Genomic DNA, 18517 nt, shown 5'->3' on the forward strand with positions numbered 1-18517 from the left:
AAGATGTCGTGGAAGCGTGAATTTCAACGCCTCGGTGCCGGCGGGGCCAGCCTTCACGACGCAGACGATCCGCAGGTCCTCGGAGAAGCCGCCGAGGTCGGCGACGACATCGATGATCTGGTCGGTGGTCACCTCGCCCGACGGAACCAAGATCACCCCGCCGGTTGTGGCATCCACTTGGTCAGGTAGGTTGGGCAACCGGCCGGCCCAGATCGCGCCGGCGACCGCGGGAATGCCGATCGCTTCGGTCTGGCGGTAGACCCTGCTGAGATCGACCGAAGGGATCTCGGCCCGTTCGACCAACGCGGTGCAGCATCAGGCCGAACTGGATGGGCGGCAGCTGACCGGGGGTCGCCGACCAGCAGAAGCCGACAGCCGTCCGGTAAGACCCGCAGGATCCGGTACATGGTCGGCTGGTCGAGCATCGAGGCCTCGTAGATGATCACCAGCGATTCCGGGCCGAGCGCGATCTGCCTGGTTTCGACACCCTTCAGGAAGGCGGCGATGGTGAGGCGTGCGAGCCGGTCGCCTCGCTGATGCGGACGGCTGCGCGCCCTGCGAGGGCCATCATGTGGATGGTCCGGCCGAACGCCCCGCACGCACGGGCGACGGCCTTCAGGATCGTGGTCTTGCCGACGCCGCCGCCGCGGACGATGCCAAACCGTTCCTGGACCGCGATGCGCACAGCCTCGCGCTGCTCTTAGTCGAGCGCCACGCGTGGGGCCCGCCGGTCGAGCCAGCCGGAGAGCTCGGATCGGACACCTCGCGGGCGATGAGGTCGCCCATGGCCGGCGCGGCCAGCATCTCCCGGATCCGGTCGGCGACGTAGCGCTCCATCATGTGGGCGCCGGCGGCCTGGTAGCCGCCCGCGATCGGGATCGCCGCCCGCTGCGCGACCGCGGCCGCCACCGCCTGCTCGGCCCGCGCCAGAGCGCACTTCAGAAGCCGGCCGACCGCAGCGACGAGGTCGCGCCCGCCGATCCAGGTGTGGTTCTGGTCCAGCCGCGCGTAGAGCACGGCCTCCACGGCGGCGACGAGGCGTCTCGGAACTTCGACCGCGATGCCGACCGCCTGCCGGCCGCGTCTACCGCCGGCCAGTCTGCGAGCGCCATCATCGTGTAGGGCTGTTCCCGCAGCCTCGCTGCGGCCTCCGCGCCCCACAGGCGGATGATCTCTTCGGCAGCCGTACGTCGAAGCCGCGCTCGTCGAGCCAGACCACGACGTCGCCTCGGCGAGCTTCTCCTTCCACGCCAGCACCAGCCGAGCGATCCTCGCTCAGGACCTCGGTCAGAGGTGCGACGTCGCCGATGCCGAGCAGCGCGTAGAGCTTGGCGCCGTACGTCTTCCAGAGCCCGGTTGCGACGCCGATGCCCTCAGCCGATGTCGAACTCAGGGCACATCGATGGACACCTTTACGATCAGTAAGGCGCCGACAATCGGTCGCGCTGCCTCATGCAATGGTGAGCTGCAAACATCCTCTTGAGGAAGGAGAACACACGTCGCCTTCCCCCCAATAATCGTCCTACCGCTCTAGTTCGTCGGTCAGCTCCGGGACCGCCTGGTAGAGATCGGCGACCAGGCCGTAATCGGCGACCTGGAAGATCGGCGCGTCCTCGTCCTTGTTGATCGCGACGATTACCTTGGAGTCCTTCATGCCGGCCAGATGCTGGATCGCGCCGGAAATGCCCACAGCGACATAGAGCTCGGGGGCCACGACCTTGCCGGTCTGGCCGACCTGCCAGTCGTTCGGGGCATAGCCGGCGTCGACCGCGGCGCGCGAGGCACCGACACCGGCGCCCAGCTTGTCCGCGAGCGGCTCGATGTACTTGGCAAAATTCTCGCGGCTCTGCATGGCGCGGCCACCGGAGACGATGATCTTGGCCGAGGTCAGCTCGGGACGATCGCTCTTGGCGACCTCCTCACCGACGAAAGTCGACAGGCCGGGATCGGCGACCGCTGCCACGGTCTCGACCGGGGCGCTGCCGCCCTCGCCTGCTGCGGCGAAGGTGGAGGTGCGGACCGTGATGACCTTCTTGGCGTCCTTCGACTTCACCGTCTGGATGGCGTTGCCGGCATAGATCGGACGCTCATAGGTATCGGGCGCGACCACCTTGGTGATCTCCGAGACCTGCATGACGTCGAGCAGAGCGGCGATGCGGGGCATCACGTTCTTGAACCGCGAGGTCGCCGGCGCAACGATCGCGTCATAGCCGGACGCCAGCGACACGACCAACGCAGCCAGCGGCTCGGCGAGATCGTGCGCGTACAGGTCGCCATCGGCGAGCAGCACCTTTTTCACCCCGGCGAGCTTGGCAGCGGCATCTGCCGCGGCCTTTGCGTTCTGGCCGGCAACCAGCACCTCGACATCCGCGCCGAGCGCGGCAGCCGCGGTCAGGGCCTTGTTGGTGGCGTCCTTGAGCGACGCATTGTCGTGCTCGGCAATCAGAAGCGTCGTCATCAGAGCACCCCGGCTTCGTTCTTGAGTTTCGACACCAGCTCGGCGACGTCCTTGACCTTGACGCCGGCCTTGCGGCCCGCCGGCTCAGCCGTCTTCAGCACCTCGAGGCGCGCGGCGACGTCGACGCCGTAATCGGCGACGGTCTTCTCCGCGATCGGCTTCTTCTTCGCCTTCATGATGTTGGGCAGCGAGGCGTAGCGCGGCTCGTTGAGGCGGAGATCGGTGGTGACGATCGCCGGTCCCTTCAGCTTCACGGTCTGCAGGCCGCCGTCGACTTCGCGGGTCACCTTGAAGTCAGAGCCTTCGACCTCGAGCTTGGAGGCGAAGGTCGCCTGCGACCAGCCGAGCAGCGCGGCCAGCATCTGGCCGGTCTGGTTGCTGTCATCGTCGATCGCCTGCTTGCCGAGAATGATCAGGCCCGGCTGCTCTTCTTCCGCGACCTTCTTCAGGATCTTGGCGACGGCGAGCGGCTCGACGGTGCCTTCCGCCTTCACCAGGATGCCGCGATCGGCGCCCATGGCCAGACCGGTGCGGATCGTCTCGGACGCCTGCGCCGGTCCGATCGAGACCACCACGACCTCGGTGGCCTTGCCGGCTTCCTTCAGGCGCAGCGCTTCCTCGACTGCGATTTCGTCGAAGGGGTTCATCGACATCTTGACGTTGGCGAGTTCAACGCCCGATCCATCGCCCTTGACGCGGACCTTGACGTTGTAATCGACCACCCGCTTTACCGGCACTAAGACCTTCATCGATCCTCTTTCAATTTCAGTCTGCTTGTTACGCAAACTTGCTAGCTGCTCATGACCAATGCGCGCATGGGCTTAGCTACTACGCCGCAGGTCATCGTCTTCGGTTCTCGTCTCGGTGTTTAGCCAGTGAAGACTACAGTTTTTCTTCCATTCAACACCACGCGATCCTCGAGGTGATGACGCACGGCGCGGGCGAGTACACGGCGTTCGATGTCGCGACCTTTACGAACAAGATCGTCCGGCGTGTCACGATGCGAGATCCGCTCAACATCTTGCTCGATGATTGGCCCCTCATCGAGATCGGAGGTCACATAATGGGCCGTCGCGCCGATCAACTTGACGCCGCGCTCGTGAGCTTGATGATACGGCTTAGCGCCTTTGAATCCTGGCAAGAACGAGTGATGAATGTTAATGCAACGCCCAGACAATTTGGCGGAGAAACCGTCCGATAGAATCTGCATGTAGCGCGCAAGGACGACGACATCCGTATTTGTCTCCTGCACGAGCTCCCAGATGCGCGTCTCTTGCTCCATCTTTGTCTGCTTGGTGACAGGCAAGTGGTAGAATGGCAATTCGGCCAGATCGGTCGAAGACAGATGCTCGCGGCCGTGATTGGAAACGATGGCGGTCACCTCCATCGGCAGTTCGCCGATGCGCCAGCGGTAAAGCAGATCGGCCAGGCAATGATCGAATTTTGAAACCAGCAGCATCACGCGCTTCTTTGCGGAGCTCTGCCGCAGAGTGAATTTCATCGCAAGACGTTCGGCGAGCTCCGCAATTGATCCACTGATTTCGAGCTCTGATTGCGCTTGCTCGCCGCGAACGAAGACGACGCGCATGAAAAACTGACCTGTCTCCGTATCGTCGAACTGCTGTGCGTCAAGGATGTTGCAGCCAGCCTCGAATAGACGACTGGAGACGGCCGAAACAATGCCTGGGCGGTCAGGGCAGGACAAGACGAGGATCATCGAATGGTCAGACATAACAAACACGCCAAGTTGGCGGCCCTTCGCAAACGGAATTAAAAGGCGGTAACAGTGATCATTCCTTAGAGCGTGCTAGCAGCAGCTCCGGGGCAATGAGGTCCTCGGCCTTCCGCCACTCGCCCTTCACACGCGTGCGGTTCAAATCGTAGAATGGGCGAAGAGATGCGATCGCAGCGTGTTTTTCGCCCGCGATCTCGATCTCAAAGCTTCCTTGGGCCAGCCATTCGGCACTCACCCCGCTTTCAGAGCGCAGATAGCCCATACCAACACCGCAGCCCAGGGTGTGGCCGAAGCCCGCGGACCGCAGATAGCCGACGAGCGATCCATTGCGCCAGACGGGCTCAGTTCCGAACATGAGCGGCACCGCCTTCGGGGCAGCTAGTTGAACAAGACGCCGGCGTGGAACGTGCGCGCGCTGAGACTCGAGGACGGCCCGTCCGATGAAATCCTCGTCTTTTTTCCAGGCGATTGTGAAACCCAACCCCGACTCGAGCGGCGAGTCTTCATCACTGACGTCGGAGCCCCAATCTCGGTATCCCGCCTCCAGGCGCAACGTATTCAGGGCCACATAGCCCGCGTGTCGCAGGTCGAGATCGCGGCCTGCCGCGATCAGCGCATCGTAGATACCGAGGGCCTGCTCGACAGGAATGTGCAATTCCCATCCAAGCTCTCCGACGAACGTCATACGGAACGCGAAGGCAAGGCCATAGCCAATCTCGATCTCCCGGGCCGTCGCAAAAGGAAAGGCGGTATCCGAGAAATCCGCAGGGCTCACACGCATGAGCAGCTCACGCGAACGTGGCCCCATGACCGAGAGGCACGCGTATCCCGATGAGACGTCGGCAACGGACACATGGCCTGCATCTTTGGCATGCGTTCGCAGCCACGCGAGATCCCGGATGCGCTGTACGGCCGCCGTAACCACCAGAAACTCGTCGTCGCTCGTTCGTGCGATTGTGACGTCGGACTCCATGCCGCCCCGCTCGTTGAGCCACGGCGTGTAAACGATACGGCCTACGGGAACATCGACGTTATTGGTCGACAGACGTTGAAGCAAGGCAAGGGCGTCGCGTCCCTGCACCAGCAGATGCGCGAAGGAAGTTTGATCAAACAGCGTAACCCCCGAACGAGTAGCCTCATGTTCCGCACGGCTTGCCTTAAACCAATCATCGCGACCAAACGTAGCGTGGGTGCTGTTCGGTGACCCGGCTCCACCAAACCACTGCGCTCTTTCCCACCCCGCGGCTTCGCCGAAGCTTGCGCCGGCCGCAGCCAGCCTATCGTGCAACGGTGAAACCCGCACGTTCCGCGCCGTCTCGGGTGACTTGTGAGGCCAATGGAGAGCCCAAAGATTGCCAACCGCCTCCCCCGTTCGATCGCGCAAATATCGCCGATTGCGCTGGAAAGGCATGGCTCGCCGTACGTCCATTTCCCAATAGTCACTGACGGGGACGCCCGTCGACATCCACTCGGCCATCACTTTGCCAGCACCACCAGACGACTCGATGCCGCACGAATTGAACCCGGCAGCGACAAAGAGGTTCGCGATATCTGGTGCAGGTCCTAACAGGAACCGATTATCCGGGGTAAAGCTCTCCGGCCCGTTGAAGTTTAGTTGTAGGCCCACATTTTCCAGTGCAGGCATGCGCCGCATTGCATTGATGAGATATGGCTCGATGTGCTCAAAATCGTCTGGCAGGGAATCAAAGCTGAAATCGTGCGGAATCCCATCCATGCCCCACGGTTTGCCACGGGTCTCGAAAAACCCGACCAGCAATTTGCCTGCGTCGGGCTTCGCGTAGAAATGCGCATCCATATCGCGAATGGTCGGAAGATCAGACGGCAAATCGGCAATAGCTTCTGTGACGACATAGAAATGCTCCGCCGCCTGCAGCGGTACCGTCCAATTGAGATCGGCAGCCAAGGTCCGCGTCCACATGCCTGTGCAGATGATAACCTTTTCGGCACGCACGATCCCTTCCGCGGTCTCGACGCCGGCGACGCGGCCCTTTTCGACAATGATGCGAGTTACCGGAGTGCGCTCGAGGATTCTGGCTCCGCCCTGCCGAGCTCCCGCCGCGAAAGCGCGCGCCGTATCCACCGGGCTAGTCATGCCATCGGAGGGGATCCACGCTGCGCCAATAACATCTGCCACATCGAGCAAAGGTACACGCCTTTTGGCTTCGGCAGCGTCAATCATCTCGACCTCGAGGCCAAAGGAGCGGCCCATCGACGCACCTCGCCTCAGTTCTTCGAGTCGGGCAGGCGTGGCCGCAATCGTAATAGACCCGGATTGCCGGAAGCCCGTGGACTGACCTGTCAGGCTCTCGAGTTCATGAAACAATCCCGCGGTGTACTGGGCCAACTTCGCCATATTCTCGTTGGCTCGAAGCTGAGTCACCAATCCGGCCGCATGCCATGTAGTCCCGCAGGTGAGCTGGTCACGCTCAAGCAGGAGAACGTCGCGATGCCCGAGGCGCGTGAGATGAAAGGCAGTCGATAGACCGATGATGCCACCGCCGACGATGACGTATTCCGCATGGGAGGGCAGCTTGCTTTGCATTCGAGAACTCAAAATAACTGAGAGGGGCGGGTTCGGTTCAGATTGGAGTCATATCGCGAATCTCATTGCGTTCGCGTCGGCGCGGGCTCCATTTGGCTGAGCACGCGCCCACCATCGGACAGCGCGATGCAGGAAGAGAGTAGCGCCCTGCCCTCTGTTATTGGAATGTTGAGTAGCAAAATCGTCCGGTTGGCGCCGCGAGCCAAATTCGAACTGCGCACCAGTTTCGCCGCAGATGCAATGAGATATTCGCGCAGCATGCGGCACTTTGGTGCCATCCTTGCGCTCTAGCCGACTGACGACTCCGTCATGCGCGACGTGTACGGAAGCATACAAGTTTCGATTCCCTCCCACGCGCGCTCGTTCCGTAACCTCGTCAGCCGGAAGCTTTAGGCCATGACATATTACCGACGACTGACTCTGGATTTGTTCAATATCGAACACACAGACGCCGAAATTCTGCGCGCCGTCCGCAGGTATCGACGCTTTTGCGAGCCCAACTGCGAGACCGACGCCGAAATATTGTAATGGCTGCTCGTCTCCGGCCGCCTGCGCTCCCCCACCGTCACTTATGGATTCCGCGAGGCAAGCCGGCCCCCGAGATTTCCCCTCAATTCGATGAATGCTTCGGTCGGGGATGAGGAGCACAGCACTTACGCGTGCAGCTTCTGCAATTCCTTCAGGATTGCTTCGCCCATCTGTGTGGTCGAGGCGGCCGTGGTGCCTTCCGACTTGATGTCGGCGGTGCGCAGGCCGCTGGCTAGGACGGCGGCGATCGCGGTGTCGAGCTTGTCGGCGAGCGCGCCCATGTCGAAGGAATAGCGCAGCGCCATGCCGAAGGACGAGATCATCGCGATCGGATTGGCAAGGCCTTGGCCTGCAATGTCCGGCGCCGAACCGTGCACAGGCTCGTACAGCGCCTTGCGCTTCTTGCTCTTGACGTCGACCTCGCCGAGCGAGGCCGAGGGCAGCATACCGAGCGAGCCGGTGAGCATCGCCGCGACGTCGGACAGCAGGTCGCCGAACAGATTGTCGGTGACGATCACGTCGAACTGCTTCGGCCATTTCACCAGCATCATGCCGCCGGAATCGGCGAGCTGGTGCTCGAGCTTGACGTCGGAATATTCGCGCTTGTGGACCCGCTTCACGACCTCGTTCCAGAGCACGCCCGACTTCATGACGTTGCGCTTGTCCATCGACGTCACCTTGTTCTTGCGCTTTTTCGCTAGATCGAAGGCGACGCGGGCGATGCGCTCAATCTCGTAGCTGTCGTACACTTGGGTGTCGATGGCGCGCTTCTGGCCGTTGCCGAGATCGGTGATGGTCTTGGGCTCGCCGAAATAGACGCCGCCGGTGAGCTCGCGCACGATCATGATGTCGAGGCCCTCGACCGCTTCGCGCTTCAGGGTCGAAACTTCCGTAAGCGCCGGATAGCACACGGCAGGCCGCAGGTTGGCGAACAGCGCGAGGTCCTTGCGCAGGCGCAGCAGGCCGGCCTCGGGACGCACCTCGTAAGGAACCGCATTCCATTTCGGGCCGCCGACGGCGCCAAAGATCACGGCGTCGGCGTCCTTGGCCTTGGCCATGTCGCCTTCCGAGATCGACACCTTGTGGGCGTCATAGGCGGAGCCGCCGACGAGGCCCGTATCGGTCTCGAATTTGGCGATTCCCGCGGTGTTGAGCCAGTCGATCAGCCGCTTCACCTCGCCCATCACCTCGGGACCGATACCGTCACCGGGAAGCAGCAGGAGTTTTTGAGTCGTCATACTCTGGTCCTTATGATCTGGTCGGCCGGAGCGCTAGAAGTGCCGCAATTAGCGAGACACGTCTTTTTTCTGGCTGAGTTGAATAAAGGGGCGGGAGCGATGGAGTCGACAGGCCACGACCGCAGCCATAGTTATCGAGCAATCTACGCTAAATTGGGGACAAGCGTTCGTAACGCCCGACCGGCTGAGGTTGCTTTCACAGCTGCGCTGTCAGGCAAGTCAGCTCGCTTGAAAAACGTATATTGTCGGTGGGCGCAGTCAGGGCGCATAACGCGCTTACGACGAACATTTTTGCATTCTCATTGTGAGGCGTGGATCGCTAAGTGGAATTGATCGCCGACGACGAGCAATAATACGTGCCCAGGGCCAGGGTGCGATTCATTGGGACCCGCTGATGACGGTTCTTCTAGCCTTCATTCTGTAGATCAACCTGCAGGGCCCGGCTTGGCAAGCGCGGCGGACAAATATGGCGGTTATCCGAACTCATCGCCAGATCTCGCCGAGAAATTGCGGCACTTACGGTATTTGCAAGTAAGTAAGCAACGGTCATCGGTCCGACGCCGCCAGGGACCGGGGTGATGTGGCTCGCGCGCTTGCTCGCCTCAGCAAAGACTACATCTCCCACTATCTTGGCCGCCCCACTCAAATCAACCGTGCGATTGATGCCAACATCGATGACAATTGCGCCTGCCTTCAGCCAATCGCCTCGAACCAACCCGGCGCAACCGGCGGCCGCGACCACGATGTCGGCCCTTCGACAAAGCTCCGGCAGGTTTCTCGTTTGGAGCTGCGCACCTGTCACGGTGCATCCGGCGTCAGCCAGGAGAGTTGCGAGTGGCTTTCCGACGATATTCGATCGACCAATCACGACGACGTCAAGTCCGCTCAGGTCGTTCACAACCGTGTTGATGAGATGGACCACCCCAAGCGGAGTGCATGGAGCAAGAGCAGGTCGACCCGCGGCCAACCTTCCGACATTGTAGGGATGAAACCCGTCGACATCCTTCGCCGGATCGATGGCCTCCAGCACATGCCAACGGTCTATGTGAGCCGGCAACGGAAGCTGAACAAGAATACCATCAATGGAGTCGTCAGCGTTAAGCTCCTCGATCAATTCCAACAGCTCAGCTTGCTCGACGCTACTCGGCAGCAAGAACTGCTTAGATTTGAAGCCCACGGCTTGGGCTTGCCTGGCTTTCGTCTTCACATAAACGGAGCTGGCAGGATCCTTTCCAACGAGCACGACGGCCAAGCCGGGGGTCACATTCCATTTGGTCTGGAGCAAGGCTACGTCGCGCGCGACGCGAGCTCGAAGAGCTTCTGCGATGACCTTTCCATCAATTCGGACAGCATTCATGATGAATTCCTGATGGATCAAGTAGCTTGGCGAGCCTACTCGTCGGACCCAACTGCATGTGGACAGATAAAGCTCCCGTCGCTCGCAACTGGGCTCCGCGTCTTCTTCACGTTCGTACAATCTCGCCAGTATCCTGGAACAACGATTCAGCACACCCGGCGTATGATCCTTTCGTAGCACCGGGCACGCCTGCAGCGCTCCGCCGGATATGCAAAATATAAGCTGAACTTTCGCTTGATTGGTGCAATGAGCGGCGAATGGACGATGAAATCCCGCATCTCAGCACCCCTTCCGACGGATTTCAGCCGATTGGTGATGGACGGTGAAGAGCACCCGCAACGTTGCGGCGCCAGCGCGCTTGCACCTCAGCCTTGGCGCCCATACTGGTGCGGGCGGTGAGTAGCGTTCAGCTGGATTTGTGAAGCCGAGCACGCAAATTCCCTAACGCAAGGCGCACACCTCACGTCTTCAGCTTCAGCGGTCCCATAAAATCGCGTTTGCCAAGCGGCACACCCTTGTGGCGCAGAATGTCGTAGGCCGTGGTTGCGTGGAAGAAGAAGTTCGGCAGCGAGAACGACATCAGGAAACCCTCCGCCGTGAACGGCAGCGCGCTTTCGCTGAACCTGAACGTGACCTCACGGCCGATGAGGCCGTTCACGGTCTCGGGCGTCAACGCCGCAAGCTCGTCGCGCGCGTTCTTCACCTGGGCCTGCAGGCCCGCATAGTCGATGCCGGGCGGCACTTTCGGCGGAACGAACACACCGTTCTTCGCAGCTTCGATCGCACCACGCGAGTGATGGGTGACTGACGCGATTTGGTAGGTCAGCGGTAGCATGTCGGGTGCAAGTCGCGCTTCAATAATCTCAGCGAGATCGACACCCTTCTCGCGAAAATGCGAGGCGCCCTTCTGGAGGACACCTCCGAGCGCCCCAAGGATCTGCAGGTAGGTCGCAACACTTGCGTCGTAGAGCGCAAAGGCCATGGTAATAAGCTCCCCTTTCAACGGCGTTTTGAATGCACTCATCCTCAAACTAAGTTCTAACTGGTCCCCGGGGCCATGCACAAACCCGCTCGCAAACAGCTTATGCTGATAGAGAAACCTGCCAGTATTGGACAAGAACGACACAGTTACTTCAGTAGAATCAGAGAAGGAGCAGATTCAGGCAGTTGGAGTTGGCCTCAGCTCGATCAACAGATCCTTCGAGTCAACCTGTGCACCAGGACCGACAAGTAGTTCGACTACGATTCCGTCGTGAGGCGCATGCAGCACAGTCTCCATCTTCATGGCTTCGAGCGTAAGCAAGACATCTCCGGCGCAGACCTCCTGGTTCTTGACGATGTTGACAGTCGACACGACGCCAGGCATTGGCGCGGCAACGTGAGCGGCATTATCGCTCTCCGCCTTCCGACGCAGTTGGCCGCCGACTGCCGCAGCCCGATCAGGAACTGTGATCACCCGCGGCTGGCCATTCAACTCGAAGAAGAGCTCGACCTGGCCGTCATCGCGCGTCTCGCCGATCGCTGTGAGCTGCACCACCAGCGCCTTCCCTCGCTCGATTTCGAGCGTCATCTCGTCGCCGCTCTTCATACCGTAAAAGAACACTGGCGTCGGCAGCACAGAGACCGGTCCATACTTACGCTGGACAGCCACGAAGTCGGCGAAGACCTTCGGATACATCAGATACGCGGAGAGTTCGGCCTCATCGAGCGCACGACCGCAGGATTTCTCTGCTTCCTCGCGCCGGAGGGTGAAATCCTCTTCCGGTAGGAGCGAAGCAGGTCGCACTGTGATCGGAGCGTCGCCTTTCAAGGCCTTTTCTTGCAGCGCCGTCGGCCATCCGCCCGGCGGTTGTCCCAGATCGCCCCGGAGCATCTCAACCACGGATGCAGGAAAGGCGATGTCGCGGTCTTCGGCCAATACATCTTCCGAGGTCAATCCCTGCGAGACCATCAACAATGCCATGTCCCCGACCACCTTGGACGAGGGGGTTACTTTGACGATGTCACCAAACATCTCGTTCGCCGCGCGGTAGGCTTTTGCGACTTCGTGCCAACGCGTCTCAAGTCCCAGCGAGCGTGCCTGCTCCTTCAGATTCGTGAACTGGCCGCCCGGCATTTCGTGCAAGTAGATTTCCGAAGCCCCCCCCTTAAGATCACTTTCGAAGGCGGTATATTGGGACCGTACGGCCTCCCAATAGAAGCTGATGCGCCGGATTGCATCTGGATCGAGACCGGTATCACGCTCCGTGCGCGCCAGCGCTTCCACGATCGATCCAAGGGTCGGCTGCGATGTCGTTCCGCTCAGCGCGTCCATTGCCGCATCTATAGCGTCGACGCCGGCCTCCACAGCAGCAAGAATCGTGGCTGCCGCGACGCCCGAGGTATCGTGAGTATGCAAATGGATCGGCAGGCCCACCTCCTGTTTCAATGCGGTGATCAGGGCACGCGCCGCGGCGGGCTTTAGCAGGCCTGCCATGTCCTTCAGCCCGAGAATGTGGATCCCGGTCGCTTCGAGCTCTTTAGCTAGCGCGACATAATATTTGAGGCCGTATTTGCAGCGGGCTGGATCGAGAACATCGCCAGTGTAGCAGATCGCGCCTTCAGCCAGCTTTCCGCTTTCGATCACCGCGTCGATCGAGACCCGCATGTTTTCGACCCAGTTCAGGCAATCGAAGATTCGGAATAGATCCATGCCGGCTTCCGCGGCGCGATGAACGAAATGACGGACGACGTTGTCCGGATAGTTGGTGTATCCGACGCCGTTTGCGCCCCGGAGCAGCATCTGCGTGAGTATATTTGGCACGCTCGCTCTGATCTCGCGCAGGCGCTCCCAAGGATCTTCGGCCAGAAATCGCATTGCCACGTCAAACGTTGCGCCCCCCCAACATTCAAGAGAGAACAGCTGCGGCATTCCGCTCGCGTAAGCCGGGGCGATCGTGACGATGTCCTTCGTGCGCATCCGCGTGGCGAGCAACGACTGATGCGCATCGCGCATCGTTGTGTCGGTCACCAGCACGCGATCTTCCGCCTTCATCCACTCGGCGAATGCTTTGGGACCTAGTCGTTCCAACAGTTGTCGCGTCCCCGCGGCCGGAGAATTTGGAAACTGCGGAAGGGTCGGCGTTGGCGCACTGGAGAGCGGCCTTAGCCGACCTCGGGTTTCGGGGTGGCCGTTCACAGTGACATCTGCAATCCAGGTCAACAGTTTGGTTGCGCGATCCTGACGCGCACTGAAATCGAACAAAGCAGGCGTGTCGTCGATGAACTGCGTCGTATACTCGTTGGCGCGGAAGCGCGGATGGCTGATGACGTTGTGTAGAAACGCGAGATTGGTCGCTACGCCGCGAATGCGATACTCTGTCAGCGCTCGGGCCATCCGGTCGATGACCTCGTCCGGCGCCGGAGCCCATGCGGTGATCTTTTCCAGCAGGGGATCGTAAAATCGTGTGACCACGGCGCCGGAATAGGCCGTACCGCCGTCAACCCTGATGCCGAATCCCATCGCGCCACGATAGGCGGTGATGCGCCCGTAATCGGGAATAAAGTTGTTCTCTGGATTTTCGGTAGTTATCCGACACTGCATCGCGTGGCCGAACAGGCGGATACTCGATTGCGACGGAATTCCCGTCTCGACTACCTCGCCGATGTGTCCACCATCGGCGATCCTGATTTGGGCCTTGACTATGTCAAGGCCCGTCACCACCTCAGTCACCGTGTGCTCGACCTGAATACGCGGATTCACCTCGATGAAGTAGAAGTGGCCGGTCTCGGCGTTCATCAGGAATTCGACCGTGCCGGCGCCGACGTATTGCGTCGCCTTGCCAATTTGAAGCGCAGCCGCGCAGAGTGCCTCGCGCGTTCCGGAATCGAGATACGGAGCGGGGGCCCGTTCGATGATTTTCTGGTTGCGCCGCTGAATCGAACAGTCGCGCTCAAACAGGTGCACCAGTCCGCCGTGGCGATCGCCAAGAATTTGGACCTCGACATGCCGCGCTTGCGGCACAAGCTTTTCGAGGTAAACTTCGTCCTTGCCGAACGCTGCGCGCGCCTCGCGTTTCGCGCTCAGTACGGCCTCCACAAGGCGATCCTCACTTTCGATTGGTCGCATCCCACGACCGCCCCCACCCCATGAGGCTTTGATCATTACGGGATAGCCGATAGTCCTTGCCGCGGAAAGAATTCCGTCGGCATCGTCCGGCAGGGGCTCGCTAGCGGGCATGACCGGGACCCCGCAAGAAATCGCGAGATTACGTGCAGCGACTTTGTTGCCCAAGGTGCGCATGGTCGTCGGCGACGGACCGATAAAGACGATGCCCTCGGAGGCACAGGCCTCCGCGAACTCTGGGCTCTCCGAGAGAAAACCATACCCTGGATGGATCGCGTCTATGCCTCGGTCTTTCGCGACTCTGAGAATTTCGTCGATGGAGAGATATGCTTCGATCGGCCCTTTGCCTTCGCCAATCTGATAGGCTTCATCGGCCTTAAACCTGTGCAACGACAGCTTGTCCTGCTCCGCATAGACCGCGAATGTTCGTAGCCCCAACTCGCTCGCGGCTCTGAAGATGCGAATCGCGATCTCGGAGCGATTCGCAACGAGCAGCTTGTGGATTGTCGATTTTTTGGGGGAAGCAGGCTTGTTCACGGTTGGCACGCTCTAAATTAACCTCGCACTACCCCGGGGTTGGAGTTGGCCGCGCAATCAGACTCGCTTAATCGAGCCCCTGCGATCGCGCAGTAGCATCGAAGTTCATATGCTTCCAGCATGGCTGGCATTTGTACTGGAACATTACAGGCTCCTTGACCCGATCGCGATCATTAGTAGTCGTTGGTGCATTGCTATCCGCGCCGCGCTGATCACGATGTTCCGGCACCTGCGCGTGCATTAATGACTGAGACCACGCTTACGCAATCGTTTGCACCGCACCATCATCTTTAACTGGATAAGACATTTCGTCGCTGCGAAGCGGGGACGATCAGCGCAGAATTTCAGCTGCTTTTCGCATAGGCGCGCAGGATCGCGCGGTTCAATTGGCGATGTAGTTGCCCGAAAGGACTTCTCGACACGATCTGCCGAAATAGAGCGCCAGCTACTCCAACAAACCGGCGTGCTCCTTGCCCGAGACCGCAGCGCCCAATAGCCTTCAGGGAGCGGTAAAAGTGATTGTAGATGCATGCGGCACGCTAGGAAGGCGTCTGTCGGCCCTGGTGGGCGGATCCAGTCAGATTGCAAGTTCGGGAAGCGCTCGACCGCGCATTCTACCGACTGCATCCCACGCGAATGGGCCGTCTAAACTCAGCACGTTGAGCCTCACTGTCTCGGCGAAGCATGACACAGAGCCTATATCTCTGGCGGCAAGAGCCTATGCCGCCGAATTCAGCTGTACTCTCCGCTCTCGCGTATCGGAATATTTGACGGGCGCCGATACGATCCGCAATGGATGCCTCAAAGCGATGCTTCCTCCGGCCACAATTGTGCCCTTTAACCCTTCACGAAAAGCTCTCGTTCGAAATTTGTCAGTGTCTCCTTGCCAGTTTGGGTGACAAGAACCGTCTCGCTGAGTGTGTAGTTCTCCCCTCCCTTCTTCGTGCCGTCCCCCGCCCACATCCCACAGAGAATGTGGAAACACATGCCTTGTTTGATCTCGACCTGTTCTCCAGAACGCAAACTTGCGGTGTGATCGCGCCGAGTTGGGTGATAGTTTAGTCCTAAGGAGTAGGCAATGCGGGAGTGCTTTTCGAAACCTTCCCGCGCCAGAACGGCTTGCCATGCCGCCCAACGTCGTGACACATCACGCCTGGCTTCATAGCCGACATCGCAGCCTCAAGGCCTTCCCGAACCGTATCTCCAAGTCTGACCAGATCGGTACTGGGTTTGCCGAGACTGACTGTACGGGCGAGCGCGGCATTGTAGGGCAAATAGCAGCCCGCCAATTCGAAAGCTATGCTGGTATTGTTTGGTATGGTGTGGTCCGTCCAGGTAAATGAGGATAAGCGGCGCGCGGCCCGGTGAGAACGAGGGGAACAGAGCTCGGCCACGCTCCCCCGAACTCTTTGGTGCCTTCGGCCTGTGCCTGCATGATCCGGCCTGTGAGGTCGTTTTCACGTATTCCGGGATGAACGGATTCGATGGCCACGTCCATTACCTTGTCGACGATCTTCCCAGCCCGGCGCATAAATCCGTTCTCACGCGGTGTCTTGATGGTCTTGAGCTGATTGATTAAGAGACCGACATCCACTCATGCCACCTTGGGAATTGCCGTCTGAAGCACGAAAAAGGCGCGAGGACTGAAGTAGTAGGTATCACCTTCGTACCCGATCCGGCCACTGTTCCAGCCGCGTTTTTTGATCTCGTCTGCTACGGCTTCCATCGCGTGATGTGAATGGGAATCGGAATAGAAGTCGGCGTACGACACGATATTGTCGAGGAGAGCCACGTTGTCTGGCGCGCGCCGCCAGCATCAACGCCGCGCTCGATCCAAACCGGCTCCAGATCGTTCCCTGGCACCAGCAGAACTTGTGTATTTTGATAGCTCCAGGAATCGAATCCTGAAATGTAGTTCATATGGGCCGGATCGACCACGACCAGCAAGGACACCCTCTTCGGGCATCTGCTGACGCAATCTCGTCAGACGTCCGAGATATTCCACCTTTGAAAACGCGACCACCATCTTGCAGTTCCTTTCGGACTTATTCGTCTCGAGCTATTCCGCACGAATGACGCTGAATCCTCTTTTCGCGATTCATCATATTGCGCACCAGAACTTCCTTCGCAGCACCGAGTGGCCATTGACGCTACTCCATCACGCTCCGAGCTGGGCGGGGAGCTTTGATTGTGCGAACAAGCTCCTCCTGATCTAACCAGCTAATCGAATTGAAGGCGACTGTTTCAGGCTTTCTTTGCGCGGGAACAGCCGCCGTAGCACCAGCCTTGCGACTTGGCCCAACTTGGCTTGCCCAACTTAGAGATGAGACTGACTCGATGAACCGACAGACCTGCCCAACTCGTCCAGCAGAGCAGCGCCAGTGCGTATTCCCTTTATGAAGCAGTCTATCTTAATGTTCTCGTTTGGCGCGTGATTGGCCTCGTCGGCGTTCGCATAGGGCACGATGAACGAGTGCGTGCCCAAAATCTTCGTGAAGACGTAGTCCGGCAAGCTGCCGCCGAGCGAGGGATAAATGAGCGGCTCGATGCCATGTGCAGTACGTACTGCACGCTGAACACGTTCCGAAAACGGCGATTCTAGCGACGTTTTGGACGGCAGCATGCCCTCGAGACGAATGAACTCGACCTCCGGCGCGTGGCGTTTGATATGCGCTTCAATTTTGGCGAGGACATCGTCAGGCGTTTGTCGGTCTACGAGGCGAGCGTCACACTTAACGATCGCCTCGTGCGGCAAGACTGTCTTCGGACCAGGCCCTCCATAACCGCCGTGAAATCCGTTGATCGTCAAGGTTGGATGAAACATCAGCCTATCCGCCAATGGCCGATCTGGCGGATTGTCCAGCTTTGAAAGGCCGAGCGTCCGCTTGACGTCCTCGGGATCCAGCGGCAACCTTGCTGCCGCGCCGCGCTCAAGGTCAGTTGGGGCAACGACATCATTGTAAAAGCCTTCAACTGTAATCTCGCCCGCTGAGTTCTTCATGGTCGCCAGCAAGTGGACCAGCGTCCAAATCGGATTGGGCACAACGCCGCCAAAGTTACCGGAATGGACATCTTGATTGGCCGCACGGGCCCGCAACTCGAACGTTACGATCCCGCGAACGCCGTGCGTAATGACTGGATGGCCTGACTCGTGCAGAGGGCCGTCGGCTGTTATGACCAAGTCGGCTTTGAGCAGGTCGCGGTGTGCCCGAACAAACTCTGCGATGTTCGGACTCCCGTTCTCTTCTTCCCCTTCCAGGAGGATGATCACATTGCAAGGCAAGCGGCCATGCACAGCCAGATACGATTCCACGGCCAGAATTTGAGCGAAATGCTGGCCCTTGTTGTCTCCAGCACCACGCGCATAGATTCGACCACCCCGAATGGAGGGCTCGAATGGCGGACTGATCCAGGCCTCGATCGGGTCCGGCGGTTGGACGTCGTAGTGGCCATATAGCAAGACGGTCGGCGCTCCAGGTGCACGCTCCCAACGGCCCATCACCATCGGATGCCCGGGTGTCGGAAAACTCTGCGCTTCGAAGCCCACCCGCTGGAGCATGCTCACGAGCAGCTCGGCAACCTCGCTGATGCCGATGTTCTGAGCGCTGATACTGGGATGCCGCAGATAGTCGATTAGACGACTGACGAACTGATCCTTATTCGCATCGATGTGCTCAAAAACCTTGGACAATTCAGCGCTAGCTGGGTGAATGCTATTCGGTTTCATGCCGACCATCCTAATTGCTATGGGATTATCTTGAGGGAAACAGATCGCCTACGATGCACCGAAAACATGCGCTCAAAATTGCGAGCCACCGACACTCTGCGTAATCGCCGCGACCAGGAGGCTTCTCGATCGGTTGTCCTTGATCGGTTTGGCGTTTCCCGCACCGCGTAAGAGCTTGTTCGATGTGGCCGTTGAATCGGGCGCTATGCTCAACGTACAACGTTCCGATCGCCGCTTCATTGAAACGCCGCGCGATCCTCCGACCTGGG

The 18517-nt window shown here is 59.7% G+C and carries 15 protein-coding genes and 1 pseudogene; 1 reads left to right on the top strand and 15 read right to left on the bottom strand.

Annotated elements, in window-relative coordinates:
- Positions 1-16: 16 nt before the first annotated feature.
- The gene (locus tag N2603_RS39045) at positions 17-259 is read left to right on the top strand and encodes a hypothetical protein (protein WP_260386357.1); all 243 of its coding nucleotides are present in this window, start codon (positions 17-19) and stop codon (positions 257-259) included.
- Here N2603_RS39045 and N2603_RS45075 read toward each other — a convergent pair.
- From N2603_RS45075 to N2603_RS39110, 15 genes and pseudogenes are all read right to left on the bottom strand, one after another.
- A complete protein-coding gene (locus N2603_RS45075; RefSeq protein ID WP_425249019.1) occupies positions 153-506 on the bottom strand; it encodes an AAA family ATPase in 354 nt (117 codons plus the stop codon). The two genes, N2603_RS39045 and N2603_RS45075, sit on opposite strands and share 107 nt — an antisense overlap.
- Positions 491-685, bottom strand: coding sequence for an AAA family ATPase (locus tag N2603_RS45080; RefSeq protein WP_425248954.1), 195 nt, complete (start codon positions 683-685; stop codon positions 491-493). Before N2603_RS45080 ends, N2603_RS45075 begins: the two co-directional genes overlap by 16 nt.
- Positions 616-1257: a hypothetical protein gene (locus N2603_RS39050; protein WP_260386358.1), complete on the bottom strand. Its 642-nt coding sequence runs from the start codon at positions 1255-1257 to the stop codon at positions 616-618. Before N2603_RS39050 ends, N2603_RS45080 begins: the two co-directional genes overlap by 70 nt.
- A 265-nt stretch (positions 1258-1522) precedes the next feature.
- Entirely contained in the window at positions 1523-2458 is a 936-nt protein-coding gene (locus N2603_RS39055) for an electron transfer flavoprotein subunit alpha/FixB family protein (protein WP_260386359.1), read from the bottom strand.
- Positions 2458-3207 (bottom strand): electron transfer flavoprotein subunit beta/FixA family protein, encoded by a 750-nt coding sequence (locus N2603_RS39060; protein ID WP_128954187.1) that lies wholly within the window; start codon positions 3205-3207, stop codon positions 2458-2460. The genes N2603_RS39055 and N2603_RS39060 overlap by 1 nt, the downstream gene beginning before the upstream one ends.
- 119 nt (positions 3208-3326) lie before the next feature.
- Entirely contained in the window at positions 3327-4190 is an 864-nt protein-coding gene (purU, locus tag N2603_RS39065) for a formyltetrahydrofolate deformylase (RefSeq protein WP_260386360.1), read from the bottom strand.
- A gap of 58 nt (positions 4191-4248) precedes the next feature.
- Positions 4249-6756, bottom strand: coding sequence for a GcvT family protein (locus N2603_RS39070; RefSeq protein ID WP_260386361.1), 2508 nt, complete (start codon positions 6754-6756; stop codon positions 4249-4251).
- A gap of 62 nt (positions 6757-6818) precedes the next feature.
- The gene (locus N2603_RS39075; RefSeq protein ID WP_260386362.1) at positions 6819-7016 is read right to left on the bottom strand and encodes a hypothetical protein; all 198 of its coding nucleotides are present in this window, start codon (positions 7014-7016) and stop codon (positions 6819-6821) included.
- 393 nt (positions 7017-7409) lie between these two features.
- Positions 7410-8522 carry a 3-isopropylmalate dehydrogenase gene (leuB, locus tag N2603_RS39080; protein ID WP_260386363.1) on the bottom strand — a complete coding sequence of 371 codons (1113 nt, stop codon included), beginning with the start codon at positions 8520-8522 and terminating at the stop codon, positions 7410-7412.
- Positions 8523-8928: 406 nt separating this feature from the next.
- A complete protein-coding gene (gene folD / locus N2603_RS39085) occupies positions 8929-9879 on the bottom strand; it encodes a bifunctional methylenetetrahydrofolate dehydrogenase/methenyltetrahydrofolate cyclohydrolase FolD (protein ID WP_260386364.1) in 951 nt (316 codons plus the stop codon).
- Positions 9880-10339: 460 nt separating this feature from the next.
- The gene (locus N2603_RS39090) at positions 10340-10861 is read right to left on the bottom strand and encodes a DUF1993 domain-containing protein (protein ID WP_260386365.1); all 522 of its coding nucleotides are present in this window, start codon (positions 10859-10861) and stop codon (positions 10340-10342) included.
- Positions 10862-11038: 177 nt separating this feature from the next.
- Positions 11039-14521 carry a pyruvate carboxylase gene (gene pyc, locus N2603_RS39095; protein ID WP_260386366.1) on the bottom strand — a complete coding sequence of 1161 codons (3483 nt, stop codon included), beginning with the start codon at positions 14519-14521 and terminating at the stop codon, positions 11039-11041.
- 837 nt (positions 14522-15358) lie between these two features.
- Positions 15359-16052, bottom strand: a pseudogene (locus tag N2603_RS45085) (M24 family metallopeptidase).
- A 182-nt stretch (positions 16053-16234) separates the two neighbouring features.
- Positions 16235-16468 (bottom strand): hypothetical protein, encoded by a 234-nt coding sequence (locus tag N2603_RS39105; RefSeq protein WP_341850462.1) that lies wholly within the window; start codon positions 16466-16468, stop codon positions 16235-16237.
- A gap of 370 nt (positions 16469-16838) precedes the next feature.
- Positions 16839-18248, bottom strand: coding sequence for a M20/M25/M40 family metallo-hydrolase (locus N2603_RS39110; protein ID WP_260386368.1), 1410 nt, complete (start codon positions 18246-18248; stop codon positions 16839-16841).
- Between the last annotated feature and the right edge of the window lie 269 nt (positions 18249-18517).

Source organism: Bradyrhizobium huanghuaihaiense (genome assembly GCF_025200885.1).
Classification (GTDB): domain Bacteria; phylum Pseudomonadota; class Alphaproteobacteria; order Rhizobiales; family Xanthobacteraceae; genus Bradyrhizobium; species Bradyrhizobium huanghuaihaiense.

Bases quoted from the DNA above. Each gene is read 5' to 3' on its own strand.
- N2603_RS39055 (WP_260386359.1), bottom strand. From the start codon at position 2,458: ATGACGACGCTTCTGATTGCCGAGCACGACAATGCGTCGCTCAAGGAC.
- N2603_RS39060 (WP_128954187.1), bottom strand. From the start codon at position 3,207: ATGAAGGTCTTAGTGCCGGTAAAGCGGGTGGTCGATTACAACGTCAAG.
- purU (WP_260386360.1), bottom strand. From the start codon at position 4,190: ATGTCTGACCATTCGATGATCCTCGTCTTGTCCTGCCCTGACCGCCCA.
- N2603_RS39070 (WP_260386361.1), bottom strand. From the start codon at position 6,756: ATGCAAAGCAAGCTGCCCTCCCATGCGGAATACGTCATCGTCGGCGGT.
- N2603_RS39075 (WP_260386362.1), bottom strand. From the start codon at position 7,016: ATGCTGCGCGAATATCTCATTGCATCTGCGGCGAAACTGGTGCGCAGT.
- leuB (WP_260386363.1), bottom strand. From the start codon at position 8,522: ATGACGACTCAAAAACTCCTGCTGCTTCCCGGTGACGGTATCGGTCCC.
- folD (WP_260386364.1), bottom strand. From the start codon at position 9,879: ATGAATGCTGTCCGAATTGATGGAAAGGTCATCGCAGAAGCTCTTCGA.
- N2603_RS39090 (WP_260386365.1), bottom strand. From the start codon at position 10,861: ATGGCCTTTGCGCTCTACGACGCAAGTGTTGCGACCTACCTGCAGATC.
- N2603_RS39110 (WP_260386368.1), bottom strand. From the start codon at position 18,248: ATGAAACCGAATAGCATTCACCCAGCTAGCGCTGAATTGTCCAAGGTT.